The sequence below is a fragment of the Streptomyces sp. NBC_01426 genome (genome assembly GCF_036231985.1).
Taxonomy (GTDB): Bacteria; Actinomycetota; Actinomycetes; order Streptomycetales; family Streptomycetaceae; genus Streptomyces.
On the sequence record NZ_CP109501.1, the window covers coordinates 390,876 to 411,981 of the forward strand.

Annotated in this window: 20 protein-coding genes and 1 pseudogene; 18 read left to right on the plus strand and 3 right to left on the minus strand. The window is 70.7% G+C overall.

Features of this window, described 5'->3' with window-relative positions; translation table 11 throughout:
- Positions 1–45 precede the first annotated feature (45 nt).
- The 3 genes from OG906_RS36075 to OG906_RS36085 all read left to right on the plus strand — a co-directional run bounded on the left by OG906_RS36075 (position 46) and on the right by OG906_RS36085 (position 2,877).
- Positions 46–903, plus strand: a complete 858-nt coding sequence (locus OG906_RS36075; protein WP_329448487.1) for an NAD(P)H-binding protein — start codon at positions 46–48, stop codon at positions 901–903.
- A gap of 92 nt (positions 904–995) precedes the next feature.
- Complete coding sequence (locus OG906_RS36080) at positions 996–2,588, plus strand: acyl-CoA carboxylase subunit beta (protein ID WP_329448489.1); 1,593 nt, start codon at positions 996–998, stop codon at positions 2,586–2,588.
- Between the two features lie 13 nt (positions 2,589–2,601).
- On the plus strand, positions 2,602–2,877 hold the full coding sequence (locus tag OG906_RS36085; RefSeq protein ID WP_267797656.1) for a hypothetical protein: 276 nt from the start codon (positions 2,602–2,604) through the stop codon (positions 2,875–2,877).
- A 112-nt stretch (positions 2,878–2,989) separates the two neighbouring features.
- Here the strand turns inward: OG906_RS36085 and OG906_RS36090 are convergent, their stop codons facing one another.
- Positions 2,990–4,438 (minus strand): APC family permease, encoded by a 1,449-nt coding sequence (locus OG906_RS36090; protein ID WP_329448491.1) that lies wholly within the window; start codon positions 4,436–4,438, stop codon positions 2,990–2,992.
- A gap of 277 nt (positions 4,439–4,715) precedes the next feature.
- Here OG906_RS36090 and OG906_RS36095 point away from each other — a divergent pair, with 277 nt between their 5' ends.
- The 7 genes and pseudogenes from OG906_RS36095 to OG906_RS36125 all read left to right on the plus strand — a co-directional run bounded on the left by OG906_RS36095 (position 4,716) and on the right by OG906_RS36125 (position 11,458).
- Positions 4,716–5,504 carry a thioesterase II family protein gene (locus OG906_RS36095; RefSeq protein ID WP_267797658.1) on the plus strand — a complete coding sequence of 263 codons (789 nt, stop codon included), beginning with the start codon at positions 4,716–4,718 and terminating at the stop codon, positions 5,502–5,504.
- The gene (locus OG906_RS36100; RefSeq protein ID WP_267827649.1) at positions 5,504–6,346 is read left to right on the plus strand and encodes a metallophosphoesterase family protein; all 843 of its coding nucleotides are present in this window, start codon (positions 5,504–5,506) and stop codon (positions 6,344–6,346) included. The genes OG906_RS36095 and OG906_RS36100 overlap by 1 nt, the downstream gene beginning before the upstream one ends.
- Positions 6,343–7,038, plus strand: coding sequence for a 4'-phosphopantetheinyl transferase family protein (locus tag OG906_RS36105; protein ID WP_329448494.1), 696 nt, complete (start codon positions 6,343–6,345; stop codon positions 7,036–7,038). The genes OG906_RS36100 and OG906_RS36105 overlap by 4 nt, the downstream gene beginning before the upstream one ends.
- A 586-nt stretch (positions 7,039–7,624) precedes the next feature.
- Positions 7,625–8,110 (plus strand): restriction endonuclease, encoded by a 486-nt coding sequence (locus OG906_RS36110; protein WP_329448496.1) that lies wholly within the window; start codon positions 7,625–7,627, stop codon positions 8,108–8,110.
- Between the two features lie 632 nt (positions 8,111–8,742).
- Positions 8,743–10,503 carry a group II intron reverse transcriptase/maturase gene (gene ltrA / locus OG906_RS36115; protein WP_329448937.1) on the plus strand — a complete coding sequence of 587 codons (1,761 nt, stop codon included), beginning with the start codon at positions 8,743–8,745 and terminating at the stop codon, positions 10,501–10,503.
- Between the two features lie 73 nt (positions 10,504–10,576).
- Positions 10,577–10,837: pseudogene (locus OG906_RS36120) on the plus strand (restriction endonuclease); the annotation flags it as partial.
- A 96-nt stretch (positions 10,838–10,933) separates the two neighbouring features.
- The gene (locus OG906_RS36125) at positions 10,934–11,458 is read left to right on the plus strand and encodes a DUF1772 domain-containing protein (protein WP_329448498.1); all 525 of its coding nucleotides are present in this window, start codon (positions 10,934–10,936) and stop codon (positions 11,456–11,458) included.
- Positions 11,459–11,568: 110 nt separating this feature from the next.
- On the opposite strand, the gene OG906_RS36130 is transcribed toward OG906_RS36125, so the two are convergent.
- Positions 11,569–12,060, minus strand: a complete 492-nt coding sequence (locus OG906_RS36130) for an anthrone oxygenase family protein (protein WP_329448499.1) — start codon at positions 12,058–12,060, stop codon at positions 11,569–11,571.
- Between the two features lie 197 nt (positions 12,061–12,257).
- Here OG906_RS36130 and gdhA point away from each other — a divergent pair, with 197 nt between their 5' ends.
- The 3 genes from gdhA (at position 12,258) to OG906_RS36145 (ending at position 15,938) form a co-directional block, all read left to right on the plus strand.
- The gene (gene gdhA / locus OG906_RS36135) at positions 12,258–13,613 is read left to right on the plus strand and encodes an NADP-specific glutamate dehydrogenase (protein ID WP_329448501.1); all 1,356 of its coding nucleotides are present in this window, start codon (positions 12,258–12,260) and stop codon (positions 13,611–13,613) included.
- A gap of 154 nt (positions 13,614–13,767) precedes the next feature.
- Positions 13,768–15,126 (plus strand): AMP-binding protein, encoded by a 1,359-nt coding sequence (locus OG906_RS36140; protein ID WP_329448503.1) that lies wholly within the window; start codon positions 13,768–13,770, stop codon positions 15,124–15,126.
- The gene (locus tag OG906_RS36145) at positions 15,123–15,938 is read left to right on the plus strand and encodes a thioesterase II family protein (protein WP_329448504.1); all 816 of its coding nucleotides are present in this window, start codon (positions 15,123–15,125) and stop codon (positions 15,936–15,938) included. Before OG906_RS36140 ends, OG906_RS36145 begins: the two co-directional genes overlap by 4 nt.
- A gap of 98 nt (positions 15,939–16,036) precedes the next feature.
- Here the strand turns inward: OG906_RS36145 and OG906_RS36150 are convergent, their stop codons facing one another.
- Complete coding sequence (locus OG906_RS36150; protein WP_329448506.1) at positions 16,037–16,483, minus strand: MarR family winged helix-turn-helix transcriptional regulator; 447 nt, start codon at positions 16,481–16,483, stop codon at positions 16,037–16,039.
- A gap of 129 nt (positions 16,484–16,612) precedes the next feature.
- On the opposite strand from OG906_RS36150, the gene OG906_RS36155 reads away from it, so the two are divergent.
- The 5 genes from OG906_RS36155 to OG906_RS36175 all read left to right on the plus strand — a co-directional run bounded on the left by OG906_RS36155 (position 16,613) and on the right by OG906_RS36175 (position 21,008).
- Entirely contained in the window at positions 16,613–17,455 is an 843-nt protein-coding gene (locus OG906_RS36155; protein WP_329448508.1) for an alpha/beta fold hydrolase, read from the plus strand.
- 69 nt (positions 17,456–17,524) lie between these two features.
- Positions 17,525–18,445, plus strand: a complete 921-nt coding sequence (locus OG906_RS36160) for a DMT family transporter (protein ID WP_329448510.1) — start codon at positions 17,525–17,527, stop codon at positions 18,443–18,445.
- Between the two features lie 94 nt (positions 18,446–18,539).
- The gene (locus OG906_RS36165; protein WP_267797668.1) at positions 18,540–18,887 is read left to right on the plus strand and encodes a DoxX family protein; all 348 of its coding nucleotides are present in this window, start codon (positions 18,540–18,542) and stop codon (positions 18,885–18,887) included.
- 95 nt (positions 18,888–18,982) lie between these two features.
- Entirely contained in the window at positions 18,983–19,894 is a 912-nt protein-coding gene (locus tag OG906_RS36170) for an isocitrate lyase/PEP mutase family protein (protein WP_329448512.1), read from the plus strand.
- A gap of 1 nt (position 19,895) precedes the next feature.
- Entirely contained in the window at positions 19,896–21,008 is a 1,113-nt protein-coding gene (locus OG906_RS36175) for a cytochrome P450 (RefSeq protein ID WP_329448514.1), read from the plus strand.
- Positions 21,009–21,106 lie beyond the last annotated feature (98 nt).

Genomic DNA, 21,106 nt, shown 5'->3' on the forward strand with positions numbered 1-21,106 from the left:
TCATCGTCCGGTGTCGGAAACGAATCCACGAATTACCATCGGACCATGACTCAGAATTCGGTTCAGAATCCCGTACTCGTCATCGGCGGCACCGGAAAGACCGGCCGCCGGGTGGTGCGCCGGCTCGCGGAAAGCGGAGTTCCGGTCAGGTCCGCCTCGCGCTCGGGTGAAACCCGCTTCGACTGGCTCGACGAGACCACCTGGGGCCCGGCCCTCGACGGCGTGTCCGGCGTGTACATCGTCCAGAACGACAGCGAACCGCGCACCCGCGAGCTCGCCCGGCGTGCCGCCGACGCCGGCGTCCGCCGCCTCGTACTGCTCTCCGCCCGCGGGGTCGACACCCCCGGCTACTACGGCGAGGACCCCTCCACCAGCGACGCCTTCCTCGCCGGCGAGGCGGCCGTCCGCGAATCGGGCCTCGCCTGGACGGTGCTGCGCCCGGGCTGGTTCGCCCAGAACTTCGACGAGGGCTTCTTCAACGAGGGCGTCCTGTCCGGCGAGTTGCGGCTGCCGGCCGGCGACGGCGCCGCGACCTGGATCGACGTCGAGGACATCGCGGCCGTGGCCGTCGCCGCACTGACCGAGGACGGCCACGACGGGCAGACGTACGAACTCTCGGGCCCCCGCGCGGTGTCCCTGCCCGAGGTGCTCGACCTGATCGGGGCGGCGACCGGCCGCAAGGCCGTCTACACGCCGCTCTCCACCCCGGACTTCATCGCGGAACTCGGCGCACAGGGCGTGCCGGCCGCCGACGCCGCGATCTGGGCCGCGGCCCTGTACCCGGTCCAGCAGGGCTTCGAGGCGAAGGTCTCCGACGGGGTGCGGCGCGCCCTGGGCCGGGAGCCGCGCGACTTCGCCGACTACGTCGCGACGGCCGCCGAGTCCGGCGCTTGGCGCGCTTGAGTGGTTGTGTAGTCGTATTGGCCAGTCTGTAGGGGTCTACCGCGTTTTGTTCGGGACGACGAGACGCCTCTCGGATCTGGAAAGGATCAAGCATGAGCATCGTCGAGGAAGCGCCGACCGGCCCTCCGCCGGCCGCGACCATGGGGTCGAGGGTGGCGGAGCTCGCCGAACTCCGTGAGTCGGTCATCGCCGGCCCCAGCGAGAAGGCCACCGAGGCACAGCGGAAGAAGGGCAAGCTCACCGTCCGCGACCGCCTGGAACTCCTCTTCGACAAGGGCACGTTCACCGAGGTGGAAGCCTTCCGGCGGCACCGCGCGACCGGGTTCGGCCTGGAGGACAGGAAGCCGCACAGCGACGGCGTGGTCACGGGCTACGGCCAGGTGAACGGCCGACCCGTGTTCGCGTACGCCCACGACTTCCGCATCTTCGGCGGCGCCCTCGGCGAGGCACACGCCCAGAAGATCCACAAACTGATGGACCTCGCCGAGAAGGCCGGGGCGCCGATCATCGGCCTGTGCGACGGCGCGGGCGCCCGCATCCAGGAGGGCGTCACCGCCCTCGCCGGGTACGGCGGCATCTTCCAGCGCAACGTCCGCAACTCCGGTGTGATCCCGCAGATCAGCGTGATCATGGGCCCGTGCGCGGGAGGCGCCGCCTACTCGCCGGCCCTAACCGACTTCGTGTTCATGGTGCGGGGCACCTCGCAGATGTTCATCACCGGCCCCGACGTGGTCGCCGCGGTCACCGGCGAGCAGATCACCCAGGACGCCCTGGGCGGCGCCGACGTGCACTCCTCCGTCTCGGGCGTGGCGCACTTCGCGTACGACGACGAGGAGCACTGCCTGGAGGACGTCCGACACCTGCTCTCCTACCTGCCCTCCAACAACCGGGAACTGCCCCCGGCGGAAGTCGCCGACGACCCGGCCGACCGCCGCACGGAGGCGCTCCTGGACCTGGTGCCGGCCGACCCCAACCGGGCGTACGACATGCACAAGGTCATCGAGGAGATAGCCGACCACGGCGAGTTCTTCGAGGTCCACGAGCGGTGGGCGCCGAACATCATCTGCGCGCTGACCCGCCTCGGCGGCCAGGTCGTCGGCATCGTCGCCAACCAGCCGCAGAACATGGCCGGCGTCCTCGACATCCAGTCGTCGGAGAAGGCCGCCCGGTTCGTCCAACTCTGCGACGCCTTCAACATCCCGCTGGTCAGCCTGGTCGACGTGCCCGGCTTCCTGCCGGGCGTCGACCAGGAGCACAACGGCGTCATCCGCCACGGCGCGAAGCTGCTGTACGCGTACTGCAACGCGACCGTCCCGCGGATCTCGCTCGTCCTGCGCAAGGCCTACGGCGGCGCGTACATCGTCATGGACTCCCGCTCGATCGGCACCGACATCGCGCTCGCCTGGCCGATCAACGAGATCGCCGTGATGGGCGCCGAAGGCGCGGCCAACGTGGTGTTCCGCCGCGAGATCGCCGCCTCCGACGACCCCGAGGCCACCCGCTCGGCGCGCATCGACGAGTACCGCGAGGAACTGATGCACCCGTACTACGCCGCCGAGCGCGGCCTGGTCGACGACGTCATCGACCCGGCCGACACCCGAGCCGCGCTGATCGGCGCCCTCGCGGTACTGCGCGGCAAGCACGCCCCCCTGCCCAGCCGCAAGCACGGCAACCAGCCCCAGTAGAGGGAGACACCCGATGGCGGTACGAGCGGTCCCCACCGAGCCGGACACGTCGCAGTTCCTCTCCGCCCAGGCCTGGCGCATCACCAGCGGCTCACCCGCCGCCGAGGAGGTCGCCGCGCTCGCGGTGGCCCTGTCGGCGGTCATGCGGGCCCGGGCGGCCGAGGCGATCCGGCTGGCCGAGGAGGAACAGGAGCAGGCCGCGGCCCGCTGGACGCCCTCCGCGGCCCGCCGCCGCGCGGCCACGTCCTGGGCCGCGGGCGCCCAGCCCACCTGGGCCAACACGGCCTGAGCGGCGCATGATCGACCCCCGCACGGCCCGAGGCCCCGCCCCACCACACGGTGGGACGGGGCCTCGGGCCTGCCCGGCCGGCGGCCGGGACCACACGGGCCGCACGCCGCGGTCAGGCGCGCGCCGAGTCCGGCAGGCGCTCCGCCGCCGGGGCGCGGACCTCCCCGACCTCCCGCGCCCCGGAAACCTCCCCCGCCGACCGCAGCGCACTGCGCCGCGCCCACGCCAGGGCGGGCACGGTCACCCCGATCAGCACCAGCGCCACGTACGACATGGCGTCCACCGGCGAGGCGGGCGGGTTGACCCACCCGTTGAGGTACACCCAGCCCATCGCCGTCGCCCCGAGCACCGCCGTCAGGTACGACAGCGGTTTCACCGCCCGCTCGCGCACCAGCAGCACCACGTGCGCCGCGCAGATCAGCACGTAAGGGAACACCCACAGGTAGACGATCAGCGTGGCCAGCGCCGAGTACACCGACAGCAGCGAGTCCGGATAGGCGAGCACGGCGACCGCCAGCACCGCGAAGCCGATGACCGCCAGGACGGTCACGGCGACGGTCGGCGACCCGTGCTCGGGGTGCGCGCGCCCCACCCGGCGCGGCAACAGACCGTCGTCCGAGAGCGTCGCCACGAACCGCGACCCGAAGTTCACGAACCCGATGAGACCCGCGAAGGTCGCCACCGCCAGCACCAGGTCGGTGGCGCTCGCGAAGGTCTCGCCCAATCCCGCGTTCAACGCCAGCGCGGCCGCGGGCGACATGCCCGCCGCCAGGTCGTCCGCCGCCGCGAACAGCCCCGGTACCTGGAGCACCGTCGCCACCAGGTACACCACACCGAGCAGCACCGGAATGCCCAGCACCGCGAACGGCACGTCCCGCTTGGGATCCTTCGTCTCCCGCGCCAACGCGGCGCAGCTCTCGAAACCCATCAGGAACGTCGCCCCGGCCGCCATGCCCTGGAAGACCCCGCTGAACGAGAACCCGCCCTCGAAGGACAACTGCTCCGCCAGGTGCAGTCCGGTCGTACCCGCGCCGGCCACCACGACCACCCCGACCACCGGGATCGCCACGGCCATCAACACCACCGCCGCCTTCACCGACAGGTCGACGCCGCGCCGCGCGAACAACACCGCGATCAGCAGCGCCACCGCGTACACCGCGAGCTGCGCCGGCACCTCCAGGCCGGCCGCGTACCCCCGCGACAGCAGGAAGCTGCCGACGTACACCCCGATGACCATCGTGATGCCGGCGATCATCGCCGCGTAGCCCAGCAGCAGCGCCGCGGCGGCCACCAGCCGGGCCCACGGGCCGAAGACCAGCGAAAGGTAGGAGTACAGCGAGCCGTTGGCGACGTGCCGGCGCGCGAAGGTGACGACCGACAGGCCGACGAACGTGGTCACCGCGGCCGACAGCAGGGCGGACAGCCAACTGCCGTTCCCGGCCGAGACGAACATCAGGGCGGGCACCGCGGCCAGACCCACCGCGGGAATCATACTGGCGACGGCCAGACCGACGATCTGACCCCGGGACAGTTGCCGGGGTTCCGTTTCCGTGCTGGACATGGGGCGCGCCTCCAAGGGCGGGAGCGGGGGAGAGGAGAGCGGAAAGGGGACCGCTCAGGCTCGATGGGGAGCTCGGTGGGGAGTGGCGAGAAACGGTTGGAAGTCTCGCCACGCCGTCTCACGGCGCGGTAACCCGCGGCCCACCGCCCGCTCCGGCGCGACGTTCGCCCAGGCTGTGGGGGTGCCTGTAGTACCCGTCCAAGGCCTCTCGACCGGCGGTCCACCGGCTCGACCCACCCTGGAAGTCGACTCGACAGGATGTTGAAGGAGAGAAGACATGGCCAATGACTGGTTCCGGCGGTTCGGCCCCGCGTCCGACAGCGACACGCGCCTGTTCTGCTTTCCGCACGCGGGCGGCGCGGCCAGCGCCTACCTCGCGCTGTCACAGGAGCTGACCCCCGAGTTCGACGTCCTGTCCGTGCAGTACCCCGGCCGTCAGGACCGCCGGATGGAACCCGCCGTCGACGACATAGGCCGGCTCGTCACCGCGCTCGCCGACGAACTCGCCGCCGGCTCGACCCTCGGGCCCGGCCGCCGGGGCGACGATCGCCCGTACGCTTTCTTCGGGCACAGCATGGGCGCCGTGCTCGCGTACGAGCTGACCCGCGAACTCGACCGGCGCGGACTGCCCGCCCCCGAGCGGCTGTTCCTGTCCGGCCGGTTCGCCCCGACCCCGCTCGGCAGCGCCAGCGACCGGCTGGACACCGACGAGAAGGTGATCGCGATGATCCGCACGCTCGGCGGGACGGTCGGGAAGGTCTTCGACGACCCCGACCTGTTGGAGATGGTCATGCCGCCCCTGCGCGCCGACTACAAGGCCATCGGTTCCTACGCCTGGCAGCCCGGCCGCCCCCTCGACGTGCCCTTCACCGTGCTCGTCGGCGACCGCGACCCCGTCGTCCCCGTCGAGGACGCCGCCGCCTGGCGGGTGCACACCGCCGCGGGCAGCGACGTACGGATCCTGCCCGGCGGGCACTTCTACCTCGACCACAGCGTCCCGCAGGTGGCCGCCGTCATCCGCGCCGCACTCCACCGCCGCGGCGCGAGCGCGTTGGGGGCCGCCTGATGCCGACCGGCCCCGGCAGGCTGCTGGCCATCAGCGACCTGCACGTCCGCCACGACGAGAACAAGAAGGTCGTCGACGGCCTGCGCCCGGAGACGGAACACGACTGGCTGCTGCTCGCCGGGGACGTCAGCGAGTCCACCGTCGACTTCGAGGAGACCCTCCGGCTGCTGAGCGACCGGTTCGCCAAGGTGATCTGGGCGCCCGGCAACCACGAACTGTGGACCACCGCCGCCGACCCGGTCCAACTGCGCGGCCAGGCCCGCTACGACCACCTCGTCGCGATCTGCCGACGCCTGGGCGTCACCACCCCCGAGGACCCCTACCCGGTGTGGGAGGGCGCCGGCGGCCCCGTAGCGATCGCCCCGCTCTTCCTGCTGTACGACTACACGTTCCGGCCCGCCGGAGCCCGCACCCGGCAGGAGGCCATGGACATCGCCGAGCGGGCCGGGGTCGTCTGCACGGACGAGTTCTACCTGCACCCCGACCCCTACCCCAGCCGCCAGGCATGGTCCCGGGCACGCGTCGCGCACACCGCCGCGCGGCTCGCCGAGATCCCGGACCACCTGCCGACCGTGCTGGTCAACCACTATCCGCTGGTCCGCGAACCCACCCGCGTCCTGCGGTTCCCCGAGTTCGCGCTGTGGTGCGGAACCGAGGCCACCGAGGACTGGCCCGTCCGCTTCCGGGCGGCGGCCGTGGTCTACGGCCACCTGCACATCCCGCGCCTGATCCACCAGGACGGGATCCCCCACCACGAGGTCTCCCTGGGCTATCCGAGGGAATGGAAGCAACGCGCCACCGCCCCGGCGGGCGCCGTACGGATCCTCGCGGAGCGCACATGATCGAGGAACTGCTGGCCCCGGGCACGGCCGCCGTGGAGTCCTTCGGAGACGACCCCGGAGCCCTGGCCGAGCTCCACCCCGAGGAGGAACTCCTCGTCGCGGGCGCCGAGGACGGACGCCGACGGGAGTTCGCGACCGTACGGCGGTGCGCGCGCGAGGCCCTCGGCAAGCTCGGCGTGGCCCCCGCGCCGATCCTGCGCGACCCGAAGGGGGCGCCCCGGTGGCCCACCGGATTCGTCGGCGCGATGACCCACTGCCAGGGCTACCGGGCGGCCGTGGTGGCGCCCGCCGGACGGGTGGCCGCGCTCGGCATCGACGCCGAACCCAACCTGCCGCTGCGCAGCCGGGGCGTCGCGGACCTGGTGACCGTCGCGGGCGAGCGCGCCTGGCTGCCCGAACTCGCCGCCCGCCACCCCGAGGTGGAGTGGGAGCGGCTGCTCTTCAGCGCCAAGGAAAGCGTGTACAAGGTCTGGTACCCGCTGACCGGACGCTGGCTCGACTTCCAGGACGCGGAGATCACGGTCGACCCGGCCTGGTCCACCTTCCACGCCCGGCTCCTGGTACCCGGCCCCGAGGTCGACGGCGTCCGCCTCGACTCCCTCGACGGCGGCTGGCTGGTCCGGGACGGCCTCATCGTCACGGCGATCACGCTGCCCAGACCCGCGCCACGAGCCGGAGCCCGCGAAGCATGAGTTCCCCGCCCGCCCGACCCTCCTCGAAGACTCGGGTGGTCACGTCGACGGCCACCGTCTCGGGTACCGCAGGGAGCGGCCCCGGACGGCAGGCGCGCCCCAGAGTCTCGTGGAGGCGTCCCGGGTGCGCCCCCAGAGAGCCGGCCCGGGCGAGGCCGAGTTCAGCAGATGATCACACTTGGTGAACTCGGGTGACGTGTTGTCAGTGGCAAGTGCTTTCATGGGCCGGTCGCGCCGGGAGGCGCAACACGACCACCGAGGGGGATGTGGCTGTGCCCTGGATCAACACGTATGTGAAGTCGGACGGCACCAAAGTCAGTGGCCACCTCCGGCTGCCACCGGGGGCCCGCCGGGAGACCGCCCTGTTGGGCCTGTTCGTGGTCGGCGTGTTCGTCCTCGGCAACAGCCCCACCACGGCCGGGGCGGACGCGGAGCCACGGCAGGGGTTACCCCGACCACAGCCGCGATCGACGTCCGTCCAACCGATGTATCCGATCACGTGGCCGGCGTGGGAGAACCGGCCGACACCTCGGCCGGAGCCGACGGTCTCGTATCCGATCGTCTTCCCCGACACGGCGAGCGGTCGGTGACCCGTCGCCCGCCCGCGAGGCGGCGCAAGCGGGGTGGCAGCGCACGGCGTCGCAGGAGCGGCCACCCGAACGGGCTGTGGCTGCTCGGCGGCCTGGCGGCCGTGATCGCCTTCAGCCTGGTCATGGCCCTCCTGTCATGGCTGGCCGCCCACCCGTGGGTGCTGATCCTGATCCTGGTCACAGCGGTCGGCGTCGGATGGCTCTGGCTGCGACGGCGCCAGGAGGCGGCCCGATGGGAACAAGTGCGGTCCCGGGGGCTGCGCTACGCCGTCGAGCACCTCGACGGCCTCCACTACGACGACTTCGAGTTCGCCGTACGGGACCTCATGCACCGCGACGGCTGCGCCGACGCCCAGAAGGTCGGCGGACGGGGCGACAACGGCGCGGACGTGAAAGCCACCGACCCCTACGGCCGCCGCTGGGTGATCCAGTGCAAGCACCGCGTGCGACACGAAGTCGCACTACTCAGCGGGCGGAGATAAGGAGGGAGGCTCCGCCCCCGGCAAGTGATCAATGTCGGTCCCCACATTCGGGGGCATCCCTGGCAACGGGGTTGTCCTAAGCCGAACTGGAAAAGCCCAAGCCCCTGTCTCGTCGCGGGGAACAGGTGAAGGGGAAGGCCGGAAGGACGAACGAGAGTGAATCCCTGTTGCAACGCATCGTTAATGCAACTTCGCGCCGACGAGGAACCACCGAAGCGCGATGGTAAGTCCTGGCGGTGGAAACCGCCGCGTGCGTGGAAGGCGACGAAACGACCACGAGATCACCACGGGACTCGGTGCAGAGGGGGCGTCCTAACCAGGCCGCATCTGAATAGTGCGGAACGTGGAAACCCCGTAAAGGTCCGCGAACTGCGGTAAGTCGGAGGTAACGAAGACCTAACTCCTTTGCGGGAAAGGATGATCCGAGAAGCGAAAGCCGCCAAGACGAAAGTCCAGAGGAAACGCCGGAAATGGTCACCTTCAGCCCCGGCTATAACTCGGCGGATATCAGGCATATGCCTGAGCCCGAAAGGGAGCCCACGCGGATCAGGTAGGCAGAAAAAGAGAAACTGCAAGCAGTCTGCATCGAGGCGCAAGTTAGATACCGAAGGGAAGCGGCAGCCGGCATGTCAATGGCAACTCGACTGTCGCCAGAGGCGGCGAACGGACCCTCGAACGTGAACGGCCGGTCACCCAGATCCGAATGGGCGAAGGCCGAGGAGAACGTAAGGCGACTTCGACAGCGCATCTTTAGAGCCGCGCAAGAAGGTGACCTCAAGAAGGTACGAAACCTTCAAAAGCTCATGCTGCGTTCGCACTCAAACCTCGCCGTAAGTGTGCGGCGAGTGACGCAGAAGAGCCATGGGAAGAGGACGGCGGGCATTGATGGCGAGACCGCTCTTACCGCTTTGGAACGACGGCGCCTCACCAAGGAGCTCACTTCCGACAGGGGTCTCGATGCCAAGCCCGTCAAGCGTGTATACATTCCGAAGTCAAGCGGCAAAATGCGCCCTCTAGGAATCCCGGTTATCAGGGATCGAGTGAACCAGGCCAGAGCGAAGAATGCCCTGGAACCTGAGTGGGAGGCTCGCTTCGAAGCGAGAAGCTACGGCTTCCGCCCAGGGCGGAGTTGCCACGACGCCATCAGTACCATCCACACAGTCACCTCGGGAAAACGTACGAAACGGCTGTGGGTACTGGACGCGGACCTGGCAGCGGCCTTTGACCGCATTGATCATGAACGCCTCCTTGCGGCCATCGGATCGTTCCCCGGACGGGAAATGATCCGCCGATGGTTGAGAGCCGGAGTGATGGAGAACCAGAAGCTAACGGCAACCGATGAGGGGACGCCCCAAGGAGGTGTGATCAGTCCCCTTCTCCTGAACATCGCTCTACACGGAATGACAGAAGCGGCAGGAGCAACGGAAAGGGTAACTCGTACCGATCCGACTGCCCCAACTTTGATTCGGTACGCTGACGACTTCGTCGCGCTCTGTGTGACGAAGGAAGAAGCACTAATGGTGAAAGAACGCCTTTCCAAGTGGCTTGAGCCCAAGGGTCTGGCCTTTAATGAGGAAAAGACCCGAGTGGTCCACCTCAGTGAAGGATTCGACTTCCTCGGGTTCAACATCCAGCGCATGCGCAACGGGAAGGTGATCATTCGGCCGAGTCGAGACGCCGTTAAACGACTCATCCGGACTCTCAAGGAACGCATCCGAAGTATGGACGGTTGGGAGACCATAGCCCTAATCGGCAAGCTCAACCCAACTATCCGAGGATGGGCTACCTACTACCGGGGAGTCGTCTCCAGTAACATCTTCGCAACGCTGGATTCCTACGTTTTCCAGCGACTCTGGATGTGGGCCATGCGAAGACACCGAAATAAGGGGCGACTATGGAGGATCGCCCACTATTGGGGGGAATTCAACCTTCACAGGCGAGACAGATGGGTATTCGGCGATCGCAAGACCGGCGCATACCTCATCAAGTTCAGTTGGACCAAAATTGTAAGACATAAGCTGGTCACGGGCCGGGCCTCCAAGGACGACCCGAGTTTGTCTGCATACTGGGCCAGCAGATCCCGACGTCGCAAACATCCTGATGCTGACGGAAAGCGAAACATCGGGCTGGCGGTGCGGCAGAAGGGACTCTGCCCGAGGTGTGGGCTGGACCTGATCGAAGGCGCCGAGTTCGAACCGCAGGACGTACGTGAGTGGGTCCAATGGTTCTCAGCCTCGGCGAAACAACTACACGTGCACCACATCGTGTACCGACGTGACGGCGGCTCAAACGACAGGTTGAATCTGGAGCTGATTCACGCAGACTGCCATCGGGAACTCCACGCCCGGGGCAACCGTAGGACACCTATTGCGCGGGCCTCGCAGCCCGCTTGAGCCGTGTGCGTTGAGAGGCGCACGCACGGTTCTGAGGGGGGTCCGGCGCAGCGATGCGCCGGACCTACCCGACAAGGCCGGCTGGTCCGGCTCCGCGGTCGGCACCCCGGACCTCCAGGTCCTCAACGGCACCGGCCGCCAGGTCCACGGCGGCGATGTCCTGGTCATGCTCACCAACGGCCGCTTCTCCGGACCCGCGCTCGCCTTCGCCAAGTCCCAGCACCTCCACCTCGTCGACCGCCACCTCCTCGCCCAATGGGCCGCCGGCTCCCGACCCCTGTGGGAACTCCTCAGAGCCGTCCCGCCACCCAGGAAGCCCAGCGCGCTCTCCTGACGGGGCGGGCCGCCGCCCCGGGGCCTCGTCATCGCACTGTCTCAGGCCGTCAAAAAGCGTGGTGGTCAAGGGAGTCGAGTGCCAGGATCTGCTCCCATGACACAGAATCCGGCCGGCGCGACACGCGTGTCCACGGCACTTCTCGCGCTCTCGACCGTGCTCGTGGGCCTGATGGCCGGCCTGTTCTTCGCCTTCGACGTCTCGGTGATGCCCGGCCTCGCGGCCGGCGACGACCGTACGTACGTGAGCGCCATGCGCTCCTTCAACGCGGCGATCGACGGCAGCGGCCTCTTTGTCACCGTGTTCCTGCTCGCCCTGGTGGCCGCCGTGGCCTCCGCGATCGTCGAGTTCCGCGCGGGCCGGCGCGGCACCGCCCTGTGGGTCGCTTCGGCGGCCGTCGCCTACCTCGTCGTCCTGGTCGTCACCTTTGCGATGAACATCCCGCTGAACAACGACCTGGCCGCCGGTGGCGACGTGGCGAAACTGACCGACCTCTCGATCGTGGACGAGTTCAAGGGCACCTGGGTCACCACGAACATCATCCGCACCGTGCTGTGCACGGCCGCGCTCACCGCGCTCTCCCGCGCGCTGATCCTGTACGGCCGGGCCACCACGCGCTGACGCGCCGGGCGACGGTCAGAGCCTCTGGTGTGGGGTTCGAGGTTCGAGGTTCGAGGTGCGAGGGGCGACCGGCGCTCGACGATCGCTCGTCAAGCGCCGACGCCCGGCCGTCACGCGGCCTGGACGAGCAGTGCCCAGGCCAGGAACCCGGCGCTCGCCGTGCAGAGGAGCGTGCGCCACACGTTGGCCCGTACCCACGGGGTCTCGAACGCGCCGCGAACGGCGGCCGGGTCGGCGATCCGGTCGACCGGGCCCGCCTTCTCCAACGCGTTGTTCAGCGGAATGTTCACCACACCCGTCACGACCATCGCCAGGACGTAGCAGACGAACGCCGCGATCAGTGGCACCAGTGCGCCGTCGGGACCGTCCACCACGTGCATCCCCAGCGCGAGCCCGGTGAAGATCAGGGCGCCGAGGTAGCCCAGCAGGAACCAGCCGTTGAGGATGGCGACGTTGACGCGCTGCATGACCTCGATGACGATCCGGTCGTCACTGCGCTTGAGAGCCGGCATGACGGACACGGAGAACCCGTAGAAGAGACCGCTCATCAGCCCGACCGTGATCGTCGCCGCGATCAGCGACGCGTACCGTACCGCTTCCACGCAAGCCCCCCGGTCGTGTGGCCCGTCCGATGTGGGGCCGATCATACGGTCCACGCCACAGCCTGCCCCATGCAATTCCCGCGGCCCCGAGGACTTGTCCGATCAGCTCAACCCCTGCCTGACCTCGTCCGGACGCGGGGTACGCTCCGGCTCCCGGCCCCGCACGGCCACCAGCGACTCCCCGAGAGGATCACTCCGTGAAGGACCACAAGGACAGGCTGGACGCGCTCCGGGCAGACATCGAGCGCCGCAATCCCGCCCAGCCCGAGTTCCACCAGGCCGTACGCGAGGTACTGGAGACCCTGGCCCCGGTGTTCGCCGCCCGACCCGAGTACGCCGACCCGGCGGTGGCCTTGGTCGAGCGGCTGACCGAACCCGAGCGGCAGATCCTCTTCCGCGTGCCGTGGCAGGACGACCGGGGCCGCGTCCACGTCAACCGCGGCTTCCGGGTGGAGTTCAACAGCGCGCTGGGCCCGTACAAGGGCGGCCTGCGCTTCCACCCGTCGGTGGACATCGGCGTGGTGAAGTTCCTCGGCTTCGAGCAGGTCTTCAAGAACGCCCTGACCGGTCTCGGCATCGGCGGCGGCAAGGGCGGCAGCGACTTCGACCCGCACGGCAAGTCCGACGCCGAGGTCATGCGCTTCTGTCAGTCGTTCATGACCGAACTCCACCGCCACATCGGCGAGCACACCGACGTCCCCGCGGGTGACATCGGCGTCGGTGGCCGCGAGATCGGCTTCCTGTTCGGCCAGTACCGGCGCATCACCAACCGCTGGGAAGCCGGCGTGCTCACCGGCAAGGGCCAGGGCTGGGGCGGCTCCCTGATCCGCCCCCAGGCCACCGGATACGGCAGCGTGCTGTTCGCCGCCGAGATGCTCGCCGTGAAGGGCGCCTCCCTGGACGGCCTGACCGCCGTGGTCTCCGGCTCCGGCAACGTCGCCCTGTACACGATCGAGAAGCTCCGGCAGCTCGGCGCCAACCCCGTCACCGCCTCCGACTCACAGGGCTACGTCGTCGACGAGAAGGGCATCGACCTGGAGCTGCTGCGCCAGATCAAGGAGGTCGAACGCGGCCGGGTCAGCGAGTACGCCCAGCGTCGCGGCGCCTCGGCCCGCTTCGTCCCCGGCGGCCGGGTCTGGGAGGTCCCGGCGGACGTCGCCTTCCCGTCGGCCACCCAGAACGAACTGACGGAGGCGGACGCGCTGACGCTGGTGCGCGGCGGGGTCCAGGCGGTCTCCGAGGGCGCCAACATGCCCACCACCCCGGAGGGCGTGCGGGTCCTCCAGCAGGCGGGCGTGGCCTTCGGTCCCGGCAAGGCCGCGAACGCGGGCGGAGTCGCCGTGAGCGCCCTGGAGATGGCACAGAACGCCGGTCGGGTCTCCTGGAGCGCGGAGCGCGTCGAGGACGAGCTGGCGGGCATCATGCGTTCGATCCACGCCGTCGCCCACGAAACGGCCGAACGCTACGGCGCGCCCGGTGACTACGTGACGGGCGCGAACATCGCCGGCTTCGAGCGGGTCGCCGACGCGATGCTGGCCCAGGGCGTGATCTGAGCCCACCCGCGGTGCACCGCACCGCGCCGTCGCGGCTCCCTCGGGGGCCGCGACGGCGCGAGCCGCCCACGCACGCAACCCCTCGCCACCGCACCGCGCTCGGGCCCGTAGCCTGACCCTGCCACCATCCATCGGATCACCAGGGAGCTGCCGCGTGCTCACCGCACTGGACGGCGTGTACGGAGACCGCCCCGACGCCCTCACCGTCGCCGGCCGCGCCACCTCCTACGAGGAACTGCTCGGCGCTGCCTCCGCCGTGGCCCGCGACATCACCGCCGGCGGCGCACCGGCCGTCGCCGTGACGGCCACCGCCTCCCTGGAGACCGTCGCCGCCACCGTGGGCGCGCTGCTGGCCGGGGTCCCCCTCGTACCCCTGCCCCCCGACGCCGGCCACGCCGAACGCGAGCACATCCTCCGGGACTCCGGCGCCGCGCTCCTCGACGTGGACTACACCCGCCGCGCCGACACCCCCGCCACGCCCGCGGCCGGGGCGACCGACCCCGCCCTGATCCTCTACACGTCCGGGACCACCGGTCCCCCCAAGGGCGTGGTCCTCACCACCGCCGCGATCGCCGCCGACCTCGACGCCCTCGCCGAAGCCTGGCAGTGGACCGCCGAGGACACCCTCGTGCACGGCCTGCCCCTCTTCCACGTACACGGACTCGTCCTCGGGGTCCTCGGCGCCCTGCGCACCGGCAGCCGGCTCTTGCACACCGGCCGCCCCACCCCCGAGGCGTACGCGCAGGCCGCCGGCAGCCTGTACTTCGGCGTCCCCACCGTCTGGTCCCGGATCGCCGGGTCCCCGGCCGAGGCCGCCGCGCTCTCCCGCGCCCGGCTCCTCGTCTCCGGCAGCGCCGCCCTGCCCGCGCCGGTGTTCCGGGACCTGGAGGCCCTGACCGGCCTGCGCCCGGTGGAGCGCTACGGAATGACCGAGACCCTGATCACCGTCAGCGGCCGGGCCGGCGGAGAGGTCCGCCCCGGCACGGTCGGCACCCCGGTGCGCGGCATCCGCACCCGTATCGCCGCCGAACCGGGCGCCGAGATCGGCGAACTCCAGCTCACCGGACCGACCCTGTTCTCCGGATACCTGGGCCGCCCCGAGGCGACGGCCGCCGCGTACACCGAGGACGGGTGGTTCCGCACCGGCGACATCGCCGCCGTCGACGAGACCGACGGCGTTCACCGCATCGTGGGCCGGGCCTCCATCGACCTGATCAAGTCCGGCGGGTACCGCATCGGCGCGGGCGAGATCGAGAACGCCCTCCTCGACCACCCCCGGGTCAGCGAGGCGGCCGTCGTCGGACTGCCGGACACCGACCTCGGCCAACGGATCGTGGCCTTCGTCGTCGCGCAGGGCGTCACCGGCACGGAACTCACCGACTTCGTCGCCGCGCACCTGTCGGTGCACAAACGCCCCCGCGAGGTCCGCTTCGTGACCGCCATCCCGCGCAACGCCATGGGCAAGCCGCAGAAGAAGCTGCTGCTGACGAACGACTCCGAGGACCGGCGATGACGACTCCCCCCTCTGCTCCCGCCTTCTTCGACCGCAGGACCGGTTCGCCCTGGCTGCGCCGGTTCCACCCCGGGCCGCCTTCCGGTCCCGCGCCGACCCTCGTGTTCCTTCCGCACGCGGGCGGCAGCGCCGCCTACTACCACCCGTTCTCCGCGGCCCTGGCCCCCTGCGCCGAGGTGCTCGTCGCCCAGTACCCCGGGCGCCAGGAGCGCATCGGCGAGCCGGTACCGGGCAACATCGCCGCGATGGCCGACGGGCTGCTGGAAGCTCTGATGCCGTGGCGGGAACGGCCGTTGGTGCTGTTCGGGCACAGCATGGGCGCACTCATCGGCTACGAGGTGACGCGCCGCCTGGAGCACGCCGGCACGCCCCCGCACGGTCTGATCGTGTCCGGGCGACGCTCCCCGCTGATCGAGCGCTCCGAGGGCGTCCACCCGCGGGACGACGACGCGCTGATCGCCCTGGTCAGCGAACTCGCGGGCACCGACGCCAGACTCCTGGCCGATCCGGACTTCCGCGAGCTGATCCTGCCGGCGCTGCGCGGCGACTACCGCGCCGTCGAGACGCATCGACACGTGCCCGGACCGGTGCTGCGCACCCCGGTGAGCGTGTTGACCGGCGAGTCCGACCCCCGGGTCGGCGTGCCCGAGGCCATGGCCTGGCGGGAGGTGACCGCGGGGGCCTTCACCTTCCGCGGGTTCCCCGGCGGGCACTTCTACCTGAACGAACAGCGGGACGCGGTGTCCCGGGCGATCGCGGAGGACCTGGCGGCGTTCACGGCCCTGGCGGGGCGGTCCGCACCGACGGGGTGAGGCGACCTTGTCGACGGCGTGGTTCCTGCCGGCGGGGGTGAGGCCGGGGGTGAGGTCGGCGGGGGGCGCCCGTGGCGTGAGCGGCGCCGGCGCCGTCCTCAGGGGCGGACCAGGTGGCGGGCCAGTACCTCCAGGGCCTCGGTGACCGTCGGCAGCCGTTCCGCCTCCGCCTCGCCGAGCGCCCGGGCGAGGGCTTCCTCGACCTTGGAGGCGCCGACGGCCCGCACGGTGGCCACGCGCGCGGAGACCTCGGGGGACCGGCGTACGAGCGTGCGCCGGCGGTCGGCCGGATCGGGCGCGGTCTCCACCGATCCCACCTCGCGCAGTCGGGCCACGGCACCCGACACCTGGCTCTGCGGCAGGCCCGTGCGCTGCGCGGTCTCGCCGACGGTGGTGTCCGGATGCGCGGCGATGTCCCCCGCCACGATCACCACCGCGCGGGTACTGCCGGCGTACTGACCGGATCCGCCCGGGGGCTCGGGCAGGGCTTCCTCGCCGAGCTTCATCAAGGCCCTGCCGAGCAGGAACAGTTCGATTCCATCCACCACGCCAGAATACATCACGGCAGATACATCAAGAAGGATGCATCTCTCTTGATGTATCTGTTCCGATGGATTAGGCTGATCGCAGAGCAGCGGACAAAGGTCCGTGCCGATCAACGCAGAGGAGTCACCATGTCCGCCCTGTCCGCCACCCTCGCGGCTCCCGGCTGCACCCTTCACTACCAACTCCGAGGATCCGGACCACTGTTGTTGATCTCCCAGAGCGGCGAGGGGGACGCCGATCGCACCGTGGACCTGGTGTCGCACCTCGATGACGCCTTCACCGTCCTGACGTACGACCGACGGGGCCTCTCCCGCAGCAGGCTCGACGAACCGGGCCGGACCACCACCCTGGCCGAGCACGCCGAGGACGTACACCGGCTGCTGTCCGCCGTCACCGACGAACCCGCCCTGATGTTGGGTTGCAGCCTCGGTGCGACCATCGGCCTCCACCTGGCCGCACGACATCCAGGCCAAGTGGGCACCCTCATCGCCCACGAGCCGGTCGCCCCACGCCTGCTGCCGGCGGCCGACCGGGCCGACCACGAGGCGGAGTTGGCCGGGTTACAGGAGAGCTACCGCGCGTCCGGACTCGGCGTCGCGCTCCCGGAGATCGCCCGGGTCCTGGGCATCGACCCGACCCGCCAGGAGATCGAACCGGATGTGACCCCCGAGCCTCTGGACGACCGACGCCGCGCCAACTTCGACTACTTCGTCGAGCACGACTTCTCGGCGATCATCGAGGACACCCTCGACCTCGCCGCGCTCGCCCGCACCACGACCCGGATCGTCCCGGCCATCGGCGCGACCACGTCGGCATCGGTCTTCGACCACCGCTGCGCGACCGCCCTCGCGGACCTCCTCGACACCGCGATATGCACCTTCCCGGGCGGCCACAACGGCAACACCGCCCGCCCCCGCGCCTACGCGGCCCGCCTGCGGAGCCTGCTCACCGCCCCCGCCCACCGCTCCTGAGCGGGACCGGGCGGAGAGCCCCCGGAAATGGCCTGGGCAGCGGCGTCGACCCGTCGGTAGTTTGCTCGCATGGACCACACGGCCGGGGACACCGGACCAGATCATCGCGCTCTCGTCGCGGCAGGAATCACCGTCGTGCTCTGGGCGTCCGCGTTCGTCTCCATCCGCGCGTCGGCCGAGTACTTCGCACCCGGGGCACTGGCCCTGGGCCGGCTCCTCACCGCCTCGATCGCACTCGGCCTCGTCCTGCTCGTCAAACGGGTGCCGCCACCGCCGCGTCAGGCCTGGCCCGGGATCGTGGGATCCGGAGTGCTGTGGTTCGGGCTGTACATGGTCGCGCTGAACTGGGGCGAACAGGGCGTCGACGCGGGCACCGCCGCGATGATCGTGAACATCGGCCCGATCGTGATCGCCCTGCTCAGCGGTTGGATACTGAAGGAGGGGTTCCCCCCGATGCTGTTGGCGGGCATGGCCGTCTCCTTCGTGGGCGCGGTCGTGGTGGGAGTGTCCACCTCCAACGGCGGCTCCTCCTCCCTCACCGGCGTCCTGCTCTGCCTGCTCGCCGCCCTCACCTACGGGGCCGGCGTGGTCCTCCAGAAACCCGCCCTGGCCCACGCGACCCCGCTCCAGGTGACGACGTACGGCTGCTTCGTCGGTACCGCCGTGACCCTGCCCTTCATCGGTCAACTCGTCGACCAACTGCCCGACGCCCCGCTCACCGCCACCCTCAACATGGTTTACCTGGGGCTCTTCCCGACCGCGCTGGCCTTCACCACGTGGACGTACGCCCTGTCGCGGACCACCGCCGGGAAGATGGGCGCGACCACCTACGCGGTGCCGGCCGTCGTGGTGCCCATCGCCTGGATCGCCCTCGACGAAGTCCCCGGATGGCTGACCCTGCTCGGCGGCGCGATCTGCCTGGCCGGCGTGGCCGTGTCCCGCAGACGGCGCGTCGAACCGCTCCCCGGGGGCGCGCCCTCGACGAAGTGAAAACTTTCTCCCGACACCTGTCACACGGGCGGCACGCGGCGGGTCAAGGGGGTGAGGTCGCCGCAGGGGCGACCATCCGAGAAGGAGCCTCCCGATGAACACCGCCGCCACCATCGTCGCCGTCCTCGCCGCCGCCATGTCGGGCTTCTCGGGCTACTCGCTGCTCTCGCGGGCCACGTGGGTCGTCGAAGCCATGAACGAGTACCGCGTGCCCCAGGCCTGGTGGACGCCCCTCGGCGCGGCCAAGGCCCTGGGCGCGATCGGCCTCGTCGTCGGCATCTTCCTCCCCGTCGTCGGCATCGCGGCCGGCATCGGCCTGGTGCTGTACTACCTCGGCGCCGTCATCACCGTGATCAAGGCCCGTTCGTACGCGCACATCCCCTTCCCGGTCATCTACATGGCGCCGGTCGTCGGAGCCTTCGCCCTCGGCTTCGCACTCTGAGCGACGCGCGGGAGCGATCCACAGAGCAACTCGCCGCGGTGGTCGGTACGTTGGATCCATCCGACCACCGGACGACGGACACCCAAGAGGACCCCATGAACCGCACCACCGCAGCCGCCCGACACGCGCGGGCCGTCGCGTTCCGGGACCTGCACGCCGCCGACCGGCCGTTCGTCGTCCCCAACCCCTGGGACGCGGGCACCGCACGCATCCTGGCCGGCCTCGGCTTCGCGGCACTCGCCACCACCGGCGCCGGCCTGGCCCACAGCCTCGGCCGTCCCGACGGTACGAACCGGGTCAGCCGCGCCGAACTCCTCGCCAACGCAGCCGTGATCGTCGAGGCCAGTGGCCTGCCGGTCACCGCCGACCTGGAGAGCGGCTTCGGGGAACGGCCCGAGGACATCGCCGAGACCATCCGCCTCGCCGCGGCCGCCGGCCTGGTCGGCGGCTCCATCGAGGACTCCACGGGCCTCGACGAGGATCCCGTGCGACCGCTCGACGAGGCGGTGGAACGGGTGGCCGCCGCCGTGGAGGCGGCAAAGGAACTGGACTTCCCCTTCACGGTCACCGCCCGCGCCGAGAACTTCTTCCAGGGCCGCCCCGACCTCGACGACACGATCCGCCGCCTCCAGGCGTACGAGGCCGCCGGCGCCCACGTCCTCTACGCCCCGGCCCTCCCCGACGCCGAAGCGATCCGTGCCGTCTGCTCCGCCGTGGACCGGCCCGTGAACGTCCTCATGGGCGGCGCCCTCTCCCTGTCCGTCGCCGAACTCGGCGCCCTCGGCGTCCGCCGGATCAGTACCGGATCCGCGCTGTCCCGCGCGGCGCTGGGCGCGTTCACCCGGGCCGCGCGGGAGATCGCCGAGTCCGGCACGTTCGACTTCGGCGCGGACGCCATCCCGTACGCCGAGGCCAATGCACTCCTGACCCCGGCCGCCACACCCGCGCCCCCCGGCGCCCCGCATCCCGCCGCCCCGCCATCCGGATTCGACGGCCGGGAGGTGTGAGGTGACCGCCACCACGCCGATCGACGCGGTCCGACTGCCTGACCCCTACCCGTACTACGCCCGCCTGGTGGCCGAACGCCCCTTCACCCACGACGAGGAGCTCGGGGTGTGGGTCGCCGCCGACGCCGCCGCCGTGCGCGCCGTACTGGGCAGCGACGCGCTGCGGGTGCGACCGCCGGCCGAGCCGGTCCCGCAGGGGATCGTCGGGACCCCGGCGGGCGAGGTCTTCGCGGACCTGGTCCGCATGACGGACGGCACGGTCCAGGGCCGCCTGAAGACGGTGGTGGCCGACGCACTGGCCCGGGCCGACACCGCGTACGCGGCCCGACTGGCCGCCCGGTTCACCCGGGAGGCGCTGGCGGCCGGCGGCGCGGTCCCGTGGGAGGAGCTGATGTTCGGGGTCCCGGCCCGGGTCGTGGCCGCGCTGGCCGGCCTGACGGACGGAGCGGACCGGGAGGCGGCCCGCGCGATCGCCGACTTCGTCCAGTGCATACCGGCCTCCGCGACCCCCGCACAACAGCGGGCCGCCGCCGCGGCAGCCGATCAGGTCCGCGAACTGCTGCGGCCCGGCCTCGTGGGCGACAACGACGGGCTCCTCGGGGAGTTGGTCCGCGCCGCCGACCGGGCGTCCTGGCCGTACCTGGCGCCACTGCTGTCCAACGCCGTCGGGTTCCTGTCCCAGACCTACGACGCCACCGCCGGACTGGTGGGCAACACCCTGGTCGCCCTGGCCCGGGGAGCGGACGGCTGCGACATCGGGGCACTGGTGCGGGAGGTGGCCCGGTACGACGCCCCGATCCAGAACACCCGCCGTTTCGCCGCCGCGCCCTTCGTCCACGACGGCCGTGCGGTGGAGAGCGGGCAGCAGATCCTGGTCCTCCTCGCCGCCGCGAACCGCGACCCGGCCGTCAACCCGGATCCACACGCACTATCACCCGGACGAGTGAATCCGATGATCTTCACCTTCGGTGCGTCGTCCCACCGCTGCCCGGGAGAGGCCCTCGCCTCGGCCCTCGCCGCCGCCATCGTCGCGGAACTCCGCACGGCAGGCTTGTCGTCCACGGCCACCCCGACCTACCGCCCCCTGGCCAATGCCCGCATCCCCCACCTCTGACCCGCCCACGGGGCCCGCCCCGGATCCCGTACCTCATCCCGCACCGCGAACACCGAAGCGGCCGGGACCGATGCGCCGGCGGGAACGGACCCGACCGG